Source organism: Paraburkholderia kirstenboschensis, from assembly GCF_032806925.1.
Classification (GTDB): Bacteria; Pseudomonadota; Gammaproteobacteria; order Burkholderiales; family Burkholderiaceae; genus Paraburkholderia; species Paraburkholderia kirstenboschensis.
Genome location: NZ_CP136511.1, coordinates 69,444 through 86,199, shown reverse-complemented (window position 1 = coordinate 86,199; position 16,756 = coordinate 69,444). Strand labels below are relative to the sequence as shown.

The following is a 16,756-nucleotide window of genomic DNA, read 5'->3' as shown; positions in this document are numbered from 1 at the left end:
TCGTGAAAACGAGCGATATCACCGTGGTTTTCCAAGGGGCGGTAAAGCCCTACGTTGGCGCCGACAAAGACTCGCTTCGGGAAAACGTTCGAAAGACGCGTCGCGCGTTGCCGAATGCGGACATTATCCTGTCGACATGGAAAGGGGCAGAGTTGCCGCGAGGCCTTGCGGTTGACGCCATCGTGGAGTCGGACGATCCGGGCGGCTTGCCTGGGATCAAATACGACTCGCCAAAAGGCAATAACGTTAATCGTCAGCTGGTGTCGACGCTGGCGGGGCTCGACGCTGCCAGGACCAAATATGCGGTCAAGTTGCGTACGGATAGCTGGCTCGAGCACGCAGGGTTTATCGACTACGCCAAGGCCGCATCGCGCCTCGGAAGGTCCGATAGCCGTATAGTCGCGAGTTCGTTTTTCACGCTCGACCCCACGATTTTCGAGCGCGTTCCTTTCCATCTGAGCGACTGGTTTCACTTTGGCCGCACCGAACGCCTGCGCGAATACTGGGGCGCACCGATCGTGACCTCAGCCGACGCCAGCTGGTACGACCGCGAACCCCATGCGCCGCATTCGACGTTTTTCGAACGGAATTTCAGAGCGCGGTTCGCTGTCGAGCAGCACGTTTGCATTCACTACGCAAAGCGCTATGGGTACACCACACCCGAATCGCTGAATGACACCAATCCTGATGTGCTCGCGTCGTTTCAACGGTTCATTGTGCAGGAAACGCTCTTACTCGATCCGTGGCAAATCGGCCTGCGCATGCCGAAATACGACTGGGTAGGCGCGTCGCTCTTTCAAAAGATCAACACGCTCATGCACCTCGACTGGATCGCGCTATCGGGTAGCGGCCCATTGGACGATTGCAGCGAGGAGGCGACGCACAGGCTGCTCGCCCGTCGGCGTCAGCTCAAAAAGCTCACGCGCGCCGGGTTTCGCGCCAGTACACCGCTGCACAAAGTGATGTTTACGACGCAAGGCGGCTTCGCATTGCGCCGCGCCGCAGTACTGCTGCTGGGGAGATTTCAGTGAGCTTGCGGGAGGGACACCTCGCTACCGTTAAGGCGCTTGTTAGCAATCTGTTTCGGGTCGTGTCGTGATGAGATCGGAGAACCGTACGGTCTGTGTTGTCGGTGCGGGATTCACGGGAGCGGTGATCGCGCATGAGCTTGCGCGCTCGGGCTATCGCGTCGATGTCGTCGAAGAGCGCGCCCATGTGGCCGGAAATTGCCATACCGCGAGAGACGCTCGTACCGACATCATGGTGCACGTCTACGGTCCTCATATCTTTCATACGGACGACGAAGAAGTCTGGACATACGTAAACCGCTTCGGTCGGTTCGGGCCTTTTGTGAACCGCGTGAAGGCGGTCTGCAAAGGCAAGGTTTATTCGTTGCCGATCAATCTGCATACGATCAACCAGCTGCTCGGCACCAATTTCACGCCGCAAGAGGCGCGCGCCTGGGTGCAGCAGTGCACGACGCAAAGCGACGGGGCTCCGACCTCATTCGAGGAGCAGGCGTTAAACGTAGTCGGCCCGGATATCTACCGCACCTTTCTTTACGGATACACGAGAAAGCAGTGGGGCACCGAACCGGCGCAGCTTCCGGCAAGCATCCTGCGGCGCTTACCGGTCCGCTTCAATTACAACGACAACTACTATCACTCCGCGTATCAAGGTATTCCAGTCGACGGCTATACGAGCCTTGTCGAGAGGATGCTCGACGATGCGAGGATTCATGTGAGCCTCAATAACCGTTTCGACGCGTCGTTACGCGACGAATATCGCCACATCTTTTACAGCGGATCGCTCGACGCATGGTTTGGCTATGCGCTGGGGCGGCTCGGATACCGGACACTTCGCTTCGAGACGGTGCGTGGAACGGGCGATTTACAAGGCAACGCCGTCATCAACTATTGCGACGAGGACGTGCCTTGGACCCGTAGTTACGAACACAAGCACTTCGCGCCGTGGGAGAGCCACGAGGAGTCGATCCTTTACCGCGAGTACAGCGCCGAGTGCGGACCCGGCGACGTCCCTTTCTATCCAATTCGTTTGCTTCGTGAACGGGAATTGCTGGGCCGTTATGTGGCGCGTGCAAACGAAGAACGCGGTGTGAGTTTCGTCGGACGTCTTGGAACGTACCGCTACATCGATATGGACGCTGCAATACGCGAGGCGCTGGACGCAGCACGTCAATTCATTCGACAGGACTCGAGCGGCGAGGCGCCTTCTGCTTTCTACACCGCACCTATCTGATCATGAAAGTCACTGCCGTTGTTGTCACCCGAAACCGTCCCAACCTGCTCGGACGTGTACTTAACGCATTGTTCGCGCAGAGCAGGCCGCCCGATGAGATCATCGTCTTCGACAATGCCAGCGACCAGGCGACGCAGGATATGCTGATGGAAAGGCGAGGGCTTACCGTCTTGCGAAGCGAGTACAACGTGGGCGGTGCCGGCGGTTTTGCGCAGGCGTTGCAAACGGCGGTCGCTCGCGGCGCGGACTGGGTGTGGCTTCTCGATGACGACGCCGTGCCGCTTACGCATGCGCTGCAGCGGCTGCTCGCGGCGCGCCCGCATTTACCGGACGACACGGGCGCTTTGTGCTCTACGGTGGAAGAATTCGACGCTATCGCGTTGCAGCACCGCCGCTATTTCGACCCGTTGTTTGGCCGTGAGCGAACCGTCGCCGCCGCGGCCTACAGTGAGCGGGCGGTGGGGATCGATACCGGCTCGTTCGTCGGCTTTCTCGTCAGCGCACATGCAGTGGGCGTGGCAGGACTGCCGCGCAGCGACTACTTCATCGCCTATGACGACACCGAATACTCGCTACGCCTGAAGGCGAGCGGCTTTACGCTATGGCTGGTTCCTGCAAGCCGGATAAAGCACCTGCGGCAGGCGGAATCGCGCATGCGTCACCATGCGTTCGGCGTACGTCACTATTACAACGTTCGCAACAGGATTGCTGTAGCCACGATGTATAGCCGATGGCGCCTGCTTGCCGCGGTGCGCGCCTCACTCATTGGAGTCGCTCTATGGGCGATTTCGAGCCATCCGTGGCAGTTGCGCAGCATGGCGATGATGTGCCGCGCGGTAGCGGATGGCAATCGCGGCAAGCTGGGTGAACTGGGTGGGTCCTCTAGCACAGTGGCCGCGCCAACGTTGCCAACGTCTGGATACTGAGCCGCTCAACCGCATCGGTCATGTGCAGTATTCCCTGCAAGGGTGCTAGCATGCTGTGGTTTTACCGTTCCGGAACATTAAAGAATCTGCCTGGTGATCGGGATGCCGCGGACGGCATGGGCGCGACCGTGGGCTCCCAAGCCCCGATGGCGACGCATGAGAAGGAACGCAATGCGCAGCTGGATCTCTCGCGCGCGCTGGCGATCGTGCTGGTGGTGATGATCCACCTGAATGACCGCATCTTCGACCCGATCGCCGCGCAGGCAACAGGGACTGAGTGGGCGCTTCACGCCGTTCTCAACGCAATTGGCCGGCTTGCCGTACCGATCTTTTTCATGATCTCCGGCGCGCTGGTCATTCCACGCGCTGACCCGACGCATATTGTCCGGTTTTACAAGAAGAGGATTCCGCAATTCGTCGTGCTGCTGGTGCTCTACTATCTCGGCACGAACTACGTTGCCTACCTGATGCACTACGAGGACGACTTCAACATCTGGAGCCGTCTGCAGGATCTGGCGGTGGGGCGAATGCGCGACGCCTTCCACCTCTGGTTTATTCCCGCGTTAATCGGCGTGTACCTCGCGGCGCCGTTCATCAATGCCATCTCCCGCATGGCTCCGGTTTCAACGTTGCGCGCTTACTGTGTGGTCGGCGTTGTGATGACTATGCTGCCTTTCACGACCGTAGCATTAACGAAAGATCGCATATGGACCGCAGAAAGCGTGGAGTTCTTCGGCAGCTATGTCATTTACTTCGTGCTCGGGCATCTTTTCGTGAACACGGAGATGGCCCGACACTGGCCGACCTGGAAGCTGACGTGCACCGGATTGCTGAGCATGGCCATCGCAATTGGCGTGCAGTGCTACTATTACAGGGAGAACGACCCGCATTTCCATCACGCCATAACCGACTACCGCGGTCTGTTCACGGCAATACCTTCTGCCTGTCTCTTTCTCATGTTGCTGCGCGTGAATGTACGCAGCGAAAGAATGCGCTCAGCGAGCGAGTACTGTAGCAGGCTCAGTTTCGGCGTCTATCTAATACATCTTGCGATATTGCATGTTGTCCTGCGTCTGTTGCAGCAGCAGTGGGCGGCGCACTACGCGCTGTTGCCGCCCGCGCTGATCGTTATCGTGGCCTTGAGCTTCGGGTATGCGCTGGTTCTTTCCAGGATTCCGGTACTGCGCAAACTGGTGGTGTGATGCTTCGCTCGCGACATCGCGGCAGATCAGGGTTCCCAGACTGTTCTGATAATATCTGACCGATCAGTTAGATCGCGGATCACTCAGGAGCCGTTGCGTGCGTCACTACAACAAAGATAATTTCAGGCTGACGGAGAGCGTCGGTTTGCAGTTGGTGAAGGCGCGCAATCTGATGGTCGCCGAAATGGACGCGGCGATCGGGATCTGGATATCTCCAGCCAGCAAATGGGCATCATGCTGGTGCTTGTCAAGGGCTCGCGTCTACCCCGTTCGAGTTGTCGAAAATGCTCGCTATCGACACCAGTCTGATGACGCGCATGCTCGACAAGCTCCAGACCAAAGGCCTTCTGCCGCGTTCGGGCGACCAGAGCGACCGCCGCGTGGCCAAGGTCTCACTTGCGAAAGAAGGCATCGCCGTTGCCGTTGAGGTTCCTCAGGTCGCGCCGAGGTTCTGAACGCACGGCTCACCGACTTCTGAAAATCTCAACTGGTCGAAATACGGTGCTTGCTGCGTAAATTCCGGAGCGACTCAGGCACGGTTCGTCGCGGACTTCGCCGGCTCTCCCTCTACGGTAAAAAACTGTCGCCGGCGATGAGACAATGAGTTTCACGTCGCGTCGTTGCTAGTATCTGACAAGCCAGCTATTGTGACGACGGATAACCGGGAGCGAGCGATGTCGAGCCATCGAAGCGCCAAAGAAAAGGCGCCGACCTTTTCGGGTGCGGCGCTTTTCGTCAGGGCGGTCTCAAACTGAAGTGCAACACGGAGTCTACTGTTTAGAACCGTGAGGTTGGCGCCCTGCGGCGAGCGTGGCGGCGAAGACCTCGAATGGAGAATGGAACGCGTGAGTCGCCCGAGGCCGGCTGTTCAGGCTGTCGGCGATGCCGTCGAGTTCGTCCTGACTCTAGACCGATAGGTCGGTGCCTTTAGGTAAATATTGACGAAGCAATCCGTCGGTGTTTTCGCAGGTCCCGCGCTGCCAGGGGCTGTGCGGGTGGTAAGTAGGCCAGAGGGGTTGCACCTCAAGCCTCTCGCAGAACCGTACGTGAGACTCTCGCCTCATACGGCTCCCGTCAGCCAACCGTTGCCCCAGCGACCCGCCAGTGAACGAACAACCGTGGGTAGACAGCTGCCATCTTGCGTAGCCATTCAGCGCTACGTCGTTTGTGTCGCGACAGTGTCTTGTACTTCCGTCTGGACCAGCGCTCGAGCTTCCGATCGACATATTGGAAGATCGCATACATCGCCGTTCGATAGAACGCCCCATAGTAGTTCCACCACCCTTGTATCGTTGGATTGCATTGCTGCGCAAAGTCTTCAAGCGTGGCTGGAGTCCGACGATGTATCTGCCAACTCCGTACCGTTTGCCTCATCCGTTTCAGCGCATCGTTGCTCGCCGCCGGCAGGAAACTGGTGAATCGCCGGTTGTACCTGCTCATTGCCTGTCGCGGTCTAAACGGTAAGCGGCTCGTGCCGGCCGTTGTAGACGGTGGCTGAGGGAGACATCAAAGTGATGTCCATCATTTCCGATCTGATGGGCACCACTTTGACACAGTCTGCAGAGAAGAAGCCGGGTTCCCGTACGGGACGCCCTAACTACCCCCGGGAGCTTCGTGATCGACTGGCAGCAGCAGCTTGCGAGCCTGGCGTATCAGTCGCAAAGCTGGCCCGGGAGAATGGCATCAACGCGAACATGCTGTTCACCTGGCGGCGGCGATATCTGGCCGATCAGCAAGCTCGATCTGCCGGGCTCATTCCGGTCGTATTGCTAAGCGACTCGCCGACGGAGGTCATGGCATCAGCTCCGGCAGAAGCGCAAGTGCAGAGCGCGAAGCCTGTACCACCTGTCGGCGCGATCGAGATCCGGATCGGTCGTGTGGTAGTTAAAGTGGACGGCCTGGTCGATGCCGATACGCTGCGGATCGTGTTGGGAAGTCTGCGCTCATGATCTCCCTGCCGGCAGGCACGCGCATCTGGATCACCGCAGGCGTTACCGATATGCGATGCGGGTTTCAGGGGTTGGCAGCGAAGGTGCAAACCGCGCTTGAAGAGAATCCACTGGGCGGCAACGTCTACATCTTCCGGGGCCGTCGGGGCGATCTGGTAAAGATTCTCTGGGCCACGGAGGACGGAATCTGGCTTCTTGCGAAGCGGCTTGAACGAGGCCGTTTTATATGGCCCAAGGCCGACGGTGGGAAGGTCCATCTGAGCTCTGCACAACTGTCGATGCTGCTTGAGGGCATCGACTGGCGACAGCCCCGTCGCACCGCCGCATTATCGATGTTGTAAACCGCGCGGCAGACTCGTAAACTACGGCGCATGTCGAGCGGCGCCGATCTCCCTGACGATGTCGAACTCCTGAAGGCCTTGCTGGTCGAGGCCCGTAGTCTGCTTGCCGAACGCGATGTCGAAATTGAGCAGCTCAAGGCACAGATCGACAAGCTCAGGCGCATGCACTTCGGTCGCAAGTCCGAGCAGCTGCAGCGGCAAATAGAGACGCTCGAGACTCAACTTGAGGATCTGGCCGCCGGGCGCGGCGTTGTGGATGTGCAGCGTGCGCAGGCCCGTGGTGCAAATGCGTCTACTTCGAACGCAACGACGGACGAAGCGGCTTCGAAGCAAGCGCTTCCCGTACATCTGCCTCGCGAGGATCATGTACTCGAGCCCGAATCGAATTGCCCGGACTGCGGTCAACCAATGCAGGTGCTCGGCGAGGACGTGTCCGAACAACTCGCCCGGGTCACAGCCGCGTTCAAGGTCATTCGCACGATCCGCCGCAAACTGGTTTGCCCATGCTGCAGCACGATCACCCAGCCGCCGATGCCCGGCCTGCCGATCGGACGGAGCATTGCCCATCCGAGCTTGCTGGCAGACATCCTCGTCTCGAAGTATGCAGACCACCAGCCGTTGTACCGGCAATCGACGATCGCGGCCCGCGACGGCGTGACGCTTGACCGGGCCAGCATGGGCCGCTGGGTCGGCCAGTGCGAGGCGCTGTGCGCACCGCTAACAGAGGCGCTGCGCCGCTATACGGTGTCGGCCGCCAAGCTGCACGCGGATGACACGCCGATCCCGGTGCTCGCACCGGGCAGCAGGAAGACCCGCACCGGCCGGCTGTGGGTCTACGTGCGCGACGATCGCCGCTCCGGCTCGACGCAACCGGCTTCGGTCTGGTTCGCATACTCGCCGAACCGGCAAGGCATCCATCCTCAAACCCATCTCGCCAGCTTCAAAGGGATTCTGCAAGCGGACGCTTACGCAGGCTTCGACGAATTGTTCCGCGATGGCTCGATACGCGAGGCGGCATGTCATGCCCACGCGCGGAGAAAGTTCTACGACATCCACGTGCGCACACCATCTGACACGACACAAAAGGCACTCGAATATATTGGAGGCCTCTATGACATCGAGGCCTCCATTCGCGGCAGGCCGGCCGCCGAACGGCTGCGAATACGGCAGGAGAAAGCTAGACCACTGCTTCAAATCTACGAAGCGTGGCTCAGGGCAAAGCTTGAAACGCTATCGTCGAAGTCCGACACAGCCAAGGCGATCAACTACACGCTGAACCAGTGGAGCGCACTGACGTTGTATTGCGAAGACGGTACGCTCGAGATCGACAACAACATCGCTGAGAACGCGCTGCGTTGTGTAAGCCTGGGCCGGAAAAATTTTTTATTCGCCGGCTCAGACAGCGGCGGCGAACGGGCAGCCGCGATGTACGCCCTGATTGGCACTTGCGCACTGAATGACATCGATCCGCGTGCCTACCTGGACTATGTACTGACCCACATCGCCGATCACAAAATCAACTGCATCGACGAGCTCCTGCCTTGGTGTGTGGCCGACAAGCTGCACACGCGAGCCAGTCCGCCGCATTCCGCCACCTGACCGGCAGCTCCAGTTCACCATCATGCCTCACACGCACGAGCGTGGACAAACGGCCCAGCTGAGCCGCTTACTCTAAACGTAAAACCGAGGAAGGTAAATTGCACGTTCGGATAAGCCAAGCTGCGGTTCACGTCCTTGCAGTACACGATCTTCGACTTCTCCGGATGCATCGTCAAACCACACTGCTCCAGCCGTGATGCGATAGCTCGCATCACTTCTTCCGCCTGCCCGTGACTGCGGCAGTGAACCACTGCGTCATCGGCGTAGCGGGCGAAAGGAAGTTGTTGGTAAGTCCGCGTCATCCAGCTGTCGAACGCATAATGCATGAACAGATTCATCAGGATAGGACTGACTACTCCGCCTTGCGGGGTTCCCCTCTGCCGAGGTAGTCGGGCACCGTCTGCAGTCTCGAATGGCGCAGTAAGCCACCGCTCGATATACAGCAGGATCCAGTCTTCCTTGATGTGGTTTCGCACCGCCTTCATCAACAACGCATGATCGATCTGGTCAAACGCCGCCTTGATGTCAAACTCAACGACCCAGTCGTACTGCCAGCAACGCTTGCGCGTGACGGCAATCGCCTGTTTCGCCGACTTACCCGGCCGGTATCCATACGAATCGGGATGAAACACCGGATCGAGTATCGGCTCGATCATGAGCTTGGCAACAGTTTGAGCGACTCGATCAGACACAGTAGGCACGCCCAGCTTTCTCGTGCCGCCCTTGGCCTTCGGAATTTCCACCTGCTTCACCGGCGGCGGGAAGTACGATCCCGATGACATCCGGTTCCACAGTTTGTACAGATTTCCCGACAGGTTCTGCTCGAACATGGCGATCGTTTCATCGTCCACGCCGGCAGCGCCGCGGTTGGCCTTCACCAACTGGTACGCCTCCCACACCGTTCGCTTCGCAATGCAATACGGTTTTGTTGATGTCATGTCACTCATCCCCGCCATGCAGGTTGGTGACCTTCGTCAACCGGCTAACGCCGCCCCTTCGCTCCGCTCCCATTACAGAAGTTTCAACGCTACTACGGGCGACTCCGCCCCTCGCGCTGGCATCGGTATTCTTCCTTATGGTGTTGGCCATTTGTCATTTCCCTTTGCATCCAGCGAGAGGTTCTCACGTTCCATACCAAAGCCTGCATTGAGCTCATGCCGCCTATACACCGACTGCCGACGGGTCCGTAAACAGGTGCCGTCCCGACTGATCCTGGAGCTTCTGTGCGACTCCAGTTTTGGCAGTACCTTGGGTCTATAACGATGCGTCATCGGACGGTTCGCTTTCGCTCATCTTCTCAATACGTACCTGACGTCCTGAACCGGACGCCTTTTCCACGGTCGCTCACCACCACGTCTTTTGAACGCAGCAGCACCGGGCGGTTTGAAGCCTGCTCCTGCAAGCCGACTTCGGGAGGCCTGCTCCCATCTTTGATACAGCATCACAAGCTCTCACTTGTGTTCGTGACACACCGCAGAAGTAGACGCGTACGCCAGCGGCAGCAGTGAGTTCTTGATGGCGCGACATTTCTTTGCCCTGGTCGTAGGTGAAGGTTTGTCCCAAGGGCGCGGCAATCGAGTTGAGTTTGGCAGAGAAGCCCGCCAACGCTGAAGCGGCGGTGGCATCTTCCATCTTGGCGAGCAGCACTAGGCGGCTGGTCCGTTCGACCAGAACGCCGACCGAAGATTGGTTGCCGGCGCCCTTGATGAAGTCGCCTTCCCAATGACCAGGCAGCAGTCGGTCTTCGATTTCGGGCGGCCGCACATGAATGCTGACCATATCCGGAATCTGTCCGCGCCTGTCTGTGCCGCGTGTGCGCGGCATACGCGTGCTGTGGCCGTGGCGCAGGCAGGCAATGAGCTGACGGCGCAGTTCACCGCGCGGCTGGGCGTAGATGGCCGTGTAGATGGTTTCGTGCGAAACCTGCTGGGTCGGGTCGGTCGGATACATACGCTTGAGTGTGCCCGATATCTGCTGGGGCGACCATTTCCAATCGAGCAGGGTGAGAACGATGCGCCAGCAGACGCTTTGCAGGCAAAGCTTCGCGGCGCGGCGGCCCGCGCTACGGCGGGCGGCGCTGAGCGCTTCAGCCGGCACCGATGCGTAGCCAGCAGGAGAGCTGTTTCGAGTCAGTTCACGGCTCACGGTGGCCGGCGAGCGCCCGAGTATTCGGGCCATGGCCCGAATACTCACATCCTGTAGCCGCAGGCTTGCGATGGCGCGGCGTTCTTCAGGTTGAAGCTGCTGGTACGAAGTTTGGTCGGGCATTGCGACACCTTATACGAGATAGGTGTTGCACTTCGGTTTTGAGGCCGCCGATCCATACGGCGGCCATGTTTTTTTATCGTCAGGGGGCGCCGTGGTGATCTGTTGAAGGCGTTGTACTCGAGCGATGGCGGCCTATGTCTATTTGCAAAGCGTCTTGAGAAAGGGCGTTTTGCACGGCCCCCCGCCGACGCCGGCGTCGTGGCGTTGACCACCGCTCAAATACAAGGTGGATGGTAAGTTATGCAAAACGCCGGCCGCTGTCTACGGCGCTGCCTCTCCGCCTTTTTTTCCCGAGGCAGGTAGTGCAAGCCGCACGCGGCGCGCGCGCCTGCATTTGCGGTAAGCAAGGATGCGCGTAACGGATTGGTCGCCCCGGACTGGCACACGGGACCACCAGAACGGTTCGCACTACGACGCCGGCTCCGTCGTCCGATCAGATATGGTGGGCTGCCCTGGAGTACGTTCACCGTTTTTAGGCGCGCAGGACTGGACCGTGTCGCCCCGCAGCGGTTGCTCGACCCATTTTTCCAGCCAGCCAGTCAGACGCGTCAGCATGTCCTTACGATGCGACGGTCGGCCGGATTCGAAGAAGTGGTGACTTCCGCCCGGGTAAGTGACCAGTTCCGCCGGTGTGTCGGTTGTGGCCATGATGCCGGTGAACAGTTCTTCTGCCTGGCAGACGGGACAACGCTCGTCGGCTTCGCCCTGCAGGATCAATGTCGGCGTGCGCACTTTCTCGACGTAGCTGAGCGGCGACAGCTCACGCATTGCGTCTCGCTCTACGTTCGGCTTGCCGTACATCGAGTAGCAGTCGGAGTAATAGCCGCTGTCGGAGACACCAAAGTGCGTCTCGATGCTGGTGACAGGTGCTGACACGACTGCGGCGCGGAATGCGGTGGTATTGCCGATCGCCCACGCACTGAGGAAGCCGCCATAAGATTTGCCGGTGATGGCGAGCCTTTCGTCGACCAGCCCTTCTTTGCGCAGCGTTTGCACTGCGGCTAGCTGCTGGTCGAGGTCACACTTGCCCCACTTTCTGCGCGCTCGCGAACTGAAATCTCTTCCGTAACTGCTCGAGCCGACCGGGTTCAGAGCAAGTATTGCCCACCCTTGCGACATGAGGATGTACCAGTAGACATGCCAGTTGAAGCTCAGCAACGCATAACTCGCCGGGCCTCCATGTGCGTCAACAAGAAGCGGCCCCGGTGCTTTGCGGCCGGGCGGCGCCAGCCACCAGCCGTCAACCCGTTCCGTTCCGCCGTCTCCGTCCGGGACTTCGAATTGGCGCAGGGTGACTATGGGGACCGTCCGTTCGCGCCACCACGGATTGAAATCCGTAAGCCGCTGCGCGCAGGTGCCGTCGAGGCGCGAAGCCCACACATCGCTCGGCGTGCGACCGTCTTCCGAGGTGTAGAGCAGACGGTTCTCGCCGATCGAGAGCTGGCTAACTTGCCTGTCGCCAGTAACCAGGCGCTCGAGTTGTCCATCCGGCACCGAGACGGCCGCGACTTCCTGCCTGCCGTGACGCGCCAGAACACAATACAAGCGTTTTGAATCATGCGACCAGAACACCGTACTCCCGGAAACTACCTCTATGCTCTCGTCACCAAGTCCGCACGTTTCGCCAGTATGAAGGTCGTGTAACCACAGCCGCATCTGCGCATCGCCGTCATGCTCACTGCCGGTGAATGCGACGAACCGGCTATCGGGAGACCATCGCGGGAAGCCCGCCGATGCTACTGTGCTAGTGATCTGTCGCGCGTTGTTACCGTCGGCGTCGATGACCCAAACGTCGGTTCGGTGTGCGACGCGTCCCTCACGGGTTCGTGTGAACGCGATGCGTTTGCTGTCAGCCGACCATTCAGCGCCGCTTACTTCGAATGATCCCCGCGTCAGGCGGCATGATTCGCCGGTTTGCGCGTCGATGGTGTAGAGATGAATCTCGGTGTCGAGCGTGTAACCGGCGCCGTCGATCTTATAAGGAAGCCGCCATATGAGCCGCGGCGCGTCGGCCGGACGGCCTGCGCCCTCGTCGTTATCGTCCTGCGTGAGGCCGCGCTTCTCGGGATCGGCCGATATCGTGCATAGCGCAAAGAGCTTCCTGCCGTCCGGAGCCCACCCGAATGACATCGCACCGGAGGGCAAGTTAGTCAGGCGTTTCGCCTCTCCGCCATCGGTTCGGATGGTGTAGACCTGACGACCGTCACCCCGGTTAGAAAGAAACGCGAGCGCATTGTCGGTGGGACACCAGCGAGGCGCCGAGTCGGACCCGCCAGATGTGAGTTGATGAGGTGGTCGGCCACCGTCGAGATAAATGAGCCAGATCGAACTCTGATTGCTGTCGGTATCACGCTCGGGCGATGACAACTCACAAGCTGCCAGGTCGCCCTGTGGCCGGCATTGCAAATCGGTGATGTCCCGGTACAGATAGAGATCGTCCGGCTCAAATGCAGTCGACATTTTAGTCGTCTCCAAACGGGGCCTTGCGCTATATGCCAGTCGCCTTGGCAACACGCATTGGCTTATTCGTCCTTAAAGCGACTGCGCAGGGTCACTTCTGTTCGTTCCGGCGCTGTTGTTCTTCCCGGTTTTCTTCATTGCGGTTCTCGTTACGGTTCTCGTTTCTGTTCTCCTGTTTCTGGTTGCGCTCCTGCTCATTTTGCTGGTTGCGCTGGTTCTGCTCGTTGCGCTGGTTTTCCTGATTCGTCATGATCTTTCTCCGGTAGGTTTGGCGCGCCAAGCGACGCGCGATTAGTCGAGCATCTTGCGTGCCGCGATACCGACCGACGATGTGATTCGCTATCCTAACGTGGGAACGCGACCGGTCCCCGTGAGGCCCATAACCCGGATTGCAGCACATACGGCGGTAAGTCGAAGGGGTACGGGCTTCGCCTTATCCGCCGCGTGTTGATGTTTATTCACTTTGCTCTGCCCGCAAAATTGACTGGGCGACGCGTGCCGACGCAGACCTTCAGGCGTCATGGGAGCGAACTGTTAATCGGCGCGTATCCCGAAGCTGGCGCCAATAAAGAAAGGCCCGCCGATAGGGCGCGGGAGTTGCCCTTCTTTTGCCGGACGCCCCGGTATGCTCACTCAGCGCATCGCTCGCCGACGTTGCGACTGGTCAAAATTGCGCCTCTTACGCGCGAATATTGCACGGGAGGTGCTCGCCCCCCAAGCGTTAGACAAACGCCGGTCGAGCCAGCCGCGTTCGACAGTACGGGTGCCGGGTGCTTGCACCAGCGAGCGGCTGGTGTACGTCGCTAACGGCACCGCGCCATGCGCAAATGGACGGTCGATCATCAAGACTGCAGCCCCCGCTAGACGAATCAGGCAGGACACGCAAGCCGATAGGTCCGGCAAACCCGCGGCGACCGGTATCAGCAAAGCGGGCAGTGACAAAATACCCTGAACCATACAAGGGCCGGCAGCGAGCACGGCGCCGGCCCAGGTGGTGTCGGCGCCGGTGCAAAGCAACGACAAGGGCCCGTCAGAGCGCGGCCTAGCGTGACAAACGCCGTGACGTCCGCATCGCCACCGCGCTGCCTGGCTTGCATACAGGGAACAGAAGAGCTCGCTCAAACCGCCGAAGAGGAAACGAGAAGGTCGCCGGTCGCCCCGTCAGGATGAACCAGCCATACTGGACTCGGATTACTGCGGCGTCGCTGTCTGGCGACGACAACGCGCCAAGCCGCATTGTCCCGTGAGAGCCATCGTCCAAGTCAGGGATGCGGCGGTACAGCCAGAAGTCGTCCGGCTCAAATGCTTTTGACATTTTGTTCGTCTCTAGCGGTGCCTTGCCCAACGCCCCACTCGACTACGTAGCACAGGGCGTCGTAAGCATCGCAAATCCGGTCGCTCGCTCATGCGATCGGGGCAAGGCCGTCTTCCGTGCGAACCTCCTGCCCAACTACATAAGCACTTCCTGTAGCCGCCGGTGCGCCTTTCGCGTTCTACTACGTTACCCGTTGTCATCGCCGCTAGGAATACCTCATGCTGCACCTGCAGATTGAAGCGGTACGACGCCGTCGCATCGATATGCGTTGGGTGTCGGGACGAAATCAAAGTGCGATGGTCTCAAGGAGTGGTAAATCATGATGCACGCCAGGGGCGGTGTGTTTCGCCGAGCAACGAAACACAGGTCACGCATTCACCAACTTGTTCCAATGCTAGTGTTTGCGGGCGCTCTAGCCACAGGCGGCTGTCGGTTAATGCAGTCGGAAGCAGATGTCACGCCGAGCGACCAGCAGTTCATGTTGACCGCGGCGAGCGTAGGTACGTCTGAGATTGAGCTTGGGAAGCTGGCCTCCGAACGTGGAGCTTCAGCTGACGTTCGGTCGTTTGGGCAGCGCATGGTGGCCGAACATACTCGCATCAACGCGGAGCTTTCCGAGCTCGCAGACCGGAAGAAAGTTCGCCTTCTGAAGAGCATGGACCCCGCGAGCCGGACACTGTACGACGAGCTCGCGCATATGTCCGGTGCCGCGTTCGACCGGGAATACGCGGTTGCGCAGGTGCACATTCATATGATGGGCAATGGACTATACAAAAGCGAGGCGCAAAGCGGCGAGGACCCTGATGTCAAAGCGTTTGCTGAACGAGGCGTGCCGGTGGGAACGAATCATCTCCAGCATGCCGCCCAACTGTTACATGGACTACGGAAGGCGTCGTCGCAGTAGCGGCGACGTTCGTCCCCCTTAACGTACCACTCGTCATGCGCCTGCATCCGATCATCGTCCAGTCGTAATGAAGGCGGCGTCTAACGATGCCGGGACATGGCGCGCGCGCACCCTTTGAGGCACGGCACATGGGCGTCGACCCGGGATCCTGCGCAGTGCGTGGCCCGAGCAGGACATCTGCACGGACGTCAGATGGACGAGGAGTGTGGGGAGGTGGAATGCGCCGCGGCATGTCGCGCCAAGCCTGACCCGGCGCGTGAGCCCCCGCGCGGCGAAATGGCCTGGCCGCGCAGGACATAAGAGCAAAACGTAGCTGAGACGAACTTATCGGACGCTGGAAACGTCTAGGGGGGGAACCCAGCACGACTGCGGACAAGCCGGAACAGAGACCGGGCGGTAATAATCTCGACGCGGACAGCAGCACGGCGACATCATTTCTTTCTGCTGCGAACAAGGAACATGCTTTCGTCGCAGCCATCATGACAATCATCGCCGCATCCGGCGCTGGCGGTTGCGCTACCGGCACTGCGATTCAGCCACTAACGGCTCACGGGCGGCCCGCTGACTGGAAAGGAACGATCGTATCCTGTGACACGTTGTTCGGATGATGACACCTCGTGGGCTCGATCGTAGGGTCTTGATAGTCCACGCCACGCAATGCGTCCATAGGTACGGCCTATGCTGACTTATGCTGGGGCAACACTGCGTGAACGAGCCAGTTTTTTCGCGTGCTCTTGCAACGGCTTTTGGTGCGGCCTCCCTGGCAATGCAAAGATGCGTCATCTTCTATCTGCGGTGCGTATGTGAAAGCCGCGGCTCCATAGTGGAGATTTGCGAGGCGCAGCTTCCTGCCAAAGCGTGGGACCGTTCCCGGTTTTCGCTCCGCGCGCTGTCCATGGACGGCGGGTATGCCGGTGCCAACCAGCTGTTGGCGCGCTTAAAACCCGCATGCGAAAACTGCGGACGCGCACTAGCGCCGGGAAGCCTCGTGGCTGTCAGCGAACTTGGGCGGCTCGCTGTCATCGCACCGGCGCCCGGCGCCCGGCGCCGGCGCGCGGTTGGCCTGGATGCATCGATCGATAGGACCGCTCTGTTTTTGCGCACCCTGGCTCGAGAAGTCGCGCCGTCCGCTTGATGCTTGTCGTCCTGACAAGACGATGACACATACGGCGCTTCCTGAGGACTGCCACGCGTTCAACCCGCGAGACCACTGATCGTGAAGACCAGGGGACGATAAAACGGTGAAGGCGGCCATGATGTTACATTATTCGCACTGCACCATACCCGACGATAGTCCACAGGCGAACGGTGGCGCCGCAACCAAGCGGCGCCGATCTCGGCTAAGTGCTAGCGCTGGCCAATTCGGCCAGGTAATGGTGGCCAGTGTGGCGACTGGAAGCCATTCGCCGTATACTCACGCGGCACATGGAGGACGAGAGACGCACGAAGGAATGACCGGCATTGCTCGCGCGACATCAGAAGAGCCACCGTGCTTGCGATCGCGGCCTTATTTACGTGACCCCGTGACCCGAT

At 59.6% G+C, this 16,756-nt stretch carries 13 protein-coding genes and 3 pseudogenes; 10 read left to right on the top strand and 6 right to left on the bottom strand.

Annotated features, from left to right (window positions below; genetic code table 11):
- The first annotated feature begins 2 nt into the window (after positions 1–2).
- The 5 genes and pseudogenes from RW095_RS00420 (at position 3) to RW095_RS00400 (ending at position 4,865) form a co-directional block, all read left to right on the top strand.
- Positions 3–1,031, top strand: coding sequence for a WavE lipopolysaccharide synthesis family protein (locus RW095_RS00420; RefSeq protein ID WP_317015782.1), 1,029 nt, complete (start codon positions 3–5; stop codon positions 1,029–1,031).
- 67 nt (positions 1,032–1,098) lie between these two features.
- Positions 1,099–2,259 carry a UDP-galactopyranose mutase gene (gene glf / locus RW095_RS00415; RefSeq protein ID WP_317015781.1) on the top strand — a complete coding sequence of 387 codons (1,161 nt, stop codon included), beginning with the start codon at positions 1,099–1,101 and terminating at the stop codon, positions 2,257–2,259.
- Between the two features lie 2 nt (positions 2,260–2,261).
- Entirely contained in the window at positions 2,262–3,185 is a 924-nt protein-coding gene (locus tag RW095_RS00410) for a glycosyltransferase (RefSeq protein WP_317015780.1), read from the top strand.
- Positions 3,186–3,235: 50 nt separating this feature from the next.
- Positions 3,236–4,387, top strand: coding sequence for an acyltransferase (locus RW095_RS00405; protein WP_317015779.1), 1,152 nt, complete (start codon positions 3,236–3,238; stop codon positions 4,385–4,387).
- A gap of 97 nt (positions 4,388–4,484) precedes the next feature.
- Positions 4,485–4,865: pseudogene (locus RW095_RS00400) on the top strand (MarR family winged helix-turn-helix transcriptional regulator).
- A 292-nt stretch (positions 4,866–5,157) separates the two neighbouring features.
- Here the strand turns inward: RW095_RS00400 and RW095_RS00395 are convergent.
- Together RW095_RS00395 and RW095_RS41100 are read right to left on the bottom strand one after the other, a co-directional pair.
- A pseudogene (locus RW095_RS00395) lies at positions 5,158–5,382 on the bottom strand (transposase); the annotation flags it as partial.
- Positions 5,383–5,461: 79 nt separating this feature from the next.
- Positions 5,462–5,761, bottom strand: a complete 300-nt coding sequence (locus RW095_RS41100) for a group II intron maturase-specific domain-containing protein (protein WP_394365053.1) — start codon at positions 5,759–5,761, stop codon at positions 5,462–5,464.
- Positions 5,762–5,901: 140 nt separating this feature from the next.
- Here RW095_RS41100 and tnpA point away from each other — a divergent pair, with 140 nt between their 5' ends.
- Genes tnpA through tnpC form a run of 3 tightly spaced genes read left to right on the top strand, consistent with a single transcriptional unit; the run spans position 5,902 to position 8,276 of the window.
- On the top strand, positions 5,902–6,336 hold the full coding sequence (tnpA, locus tag RW095_RS00390; RefSeq protein WP_317015778.1) for an IS66-like element accessory protein TnpA: 435 nt from the start codon (positions 5,902–5,904) through the stop codon (positions 6,334–6,336).
- Positions 6,333–6,677: an IS66 family insertion sequence element accessory protein TnpB gene (gene tnpB / locus RW095_RS00385; protein WP_006051687.1), complete on the top strand. Its 345-nt coding sequence runs from the start codon at positions 6,333–6,335 to the stop codon at positions 6,675–6,677. The genes tnpA and tnpB (RW095_RS00385) overlap by 4 nt, the downstream gene beginning before the upstream one ends.
- 30 nt (positions 6,678–6,707) lie before the next feature.
- Positions 6,708–8,276 carry an IS66 family transposase gene (gene tnpC, locus RW095_RS00380; protein WP_317015776.1) on the top strand — a complete coding sequence of 523 codons (1,569 nt, stop codon included), beginning with the start codon at positions 6,708–6,710 and terminating at the stop codon, positions 8,274–8,276.
- A 20-nt stretch (positions 8,277–8,296) separates the two neighbouring features.
- Here tnpC and ltrA read toward each other — a convergent pair whose 3' ends face one another.
- Together ltrA and RW095_RS00370 are read right to left on the bottom strand one after the other, a co-directional pair.
- On the bottom strand, positions 8,297–9,223 hold the full coding sequence (gene ltrA, locus RW095_RS00375; protein WP_317015775.1) for a group II intron reverse transcriptase/maturase: 927 nt from the start codon (positions 9,221–9,223) through the stop codon (positions 8,297–8,299).
- 526 nt (positions 9,224–9,749) lie between these two features.
- Positions 9,750–10,544, bottom strand: a pseudogene (locus tag RW095_RS00370) (IS30 family transposase); the annotation flags it as partial.
- Between the two features lie 54 nt (positions 10,545–10,598).
- Here RW095_RS00370 and tnpB (RW095_RS41095) point away from each other — a divergent pair.
- Positions 10,599–10,781, top strand: coding sequence for an IS66 family insertion sequence element accessory protein TnpB (gene tnpB / locus RW095_RS41095; RefSeq protein WP_394365052.1), 183 nt, complete (start codon positions 10,599–10,601; stop codon positions 10,779–10,781).
- Between the two features lie 171 nt (positions 10,782–10,952).
- Here the strand turns inward: tnpB (RW095_RS41095) and RW095_RS00360 are convergent, their stop codons facing one another.
- Positions 10,953–13,004: a S9 family peptidase gene (locus RW095_RS00360; RefSeq protein ID WP_317015774.1), complete on the bottom strand. Its 2,052-nt coding sequence runs from the start codon at positions 13,002–13,004 to the stop codon at positions 10,953–10,955.
- Positions 13,005–13,095: 91 nt separating this feature from the next.
- Positions 13,096–13,254, bottom strand: coding sequence for a hypothetical protein (locus tag RW095_RS00355; RefSeq protein WP_317015773.1), 159 nt, complete (start codon positions 13,252–13,254; stop codon positions 13,096–13,098).
- 1,384 nt (positions 13,255–14,638) lie between these two features.
- On the opposite strand from RW095_RS00355, the gene RW095_RS00350 reads away from it, so the two are divergent.
- On the top strand, positions 14,639–15,223 hold the full coding sequence (locus RW095_RS00350; protein WP_317015772.1) for a DUF4142 domain-containing protein: 585 nt from the start codon (positions 14,639–14,641) through the stop codon (positions 15,221–15,223).
- Positions 15,224–16,756: the final 1,533 nt, after the last annotated feature.

What these genes read in the sequence shown, in the direction of transcription:
- RW095_RS00355 (WP_317015773.1), bottom strand. Translation starts at nt 13,254, where the DNA reads ATGACGAATCAGGAAAACCAGCGCAACGAGCAGAACCAGCGCAACCAG.
- RW095_RS00405 (WP_317015779.1), top strand. Translation starts at nt 3,236, where the DNA reads ATGCTGTGGTTTTACCGTTCCGGAACATTAAAGAATCTGCCTGGTGAT.
- RW095_RS00360 (WP_317015774.1), bottom strand. Translation starts at nt 13,004, where the DNA reads ATGTCGACTGCATTTGAGCCGGACGATCTCTATCTGTACCGGGACATC.
- tnpC (WP_317015776.1), top strand. Translation starts at nt 6,708, where the DNA reads ATGTCGAGCGGCGCCGATCTCCCTGACGATGTCGAACTCCTGAAGGCC.
- ltrA (WP_317015775.1), bottom strand. Translation starts at nt 9,223, where the DNA reads ATGAGTGACATGACATCAACAAAACCGTATTGCATTGCGAAGCGAACG.
- RW095_RS41100 (WP_394365053.1), bottom strand. Translation starts at nt 5,761, where the DNA reads ATGAGGCAAACGGTACGGAGTTGGCAGATACATCGTCGGACTCCAGCC.
- RW095_RS00350 (WP_317015772.1), top strand. Translation starts at nt 14,639, where the DNA reads ATGATGCACGCCAGGGGCGGTGTGTTTCGCCGAGCAACGAAACACAGG.
- tnpA (WP_317015778.1), top strand. Translation starts at nt 5,902, where the DNA reads ATGTCCATCATTTCCGATCTGATGGGCACCACTTTGACACAGTCTGCA.
- RW095_RS00410 (WP_317015780.1), top strand. Translation starts at nt 2,262, where the DNA reads ATGAAAGTCACTGCCGTTGTTGTCACCCGAAACCGTCCCAACCTGCTC.
- tnpB (WP_006051687.1), top strand. Translation starts at nt 6,333, where the DNA reads ATGATCTCCCTGCCGGCAGGCACGCGCATCTGGATCACCGCAGGCGTT.
- glf (WP_317015781.1), top strand. Translation starts at nt 1,099, where the DNA reads ATGAGATCGGAGAACCGTACGGTCTGTGTTGTCGGTGCGGGATTCACG.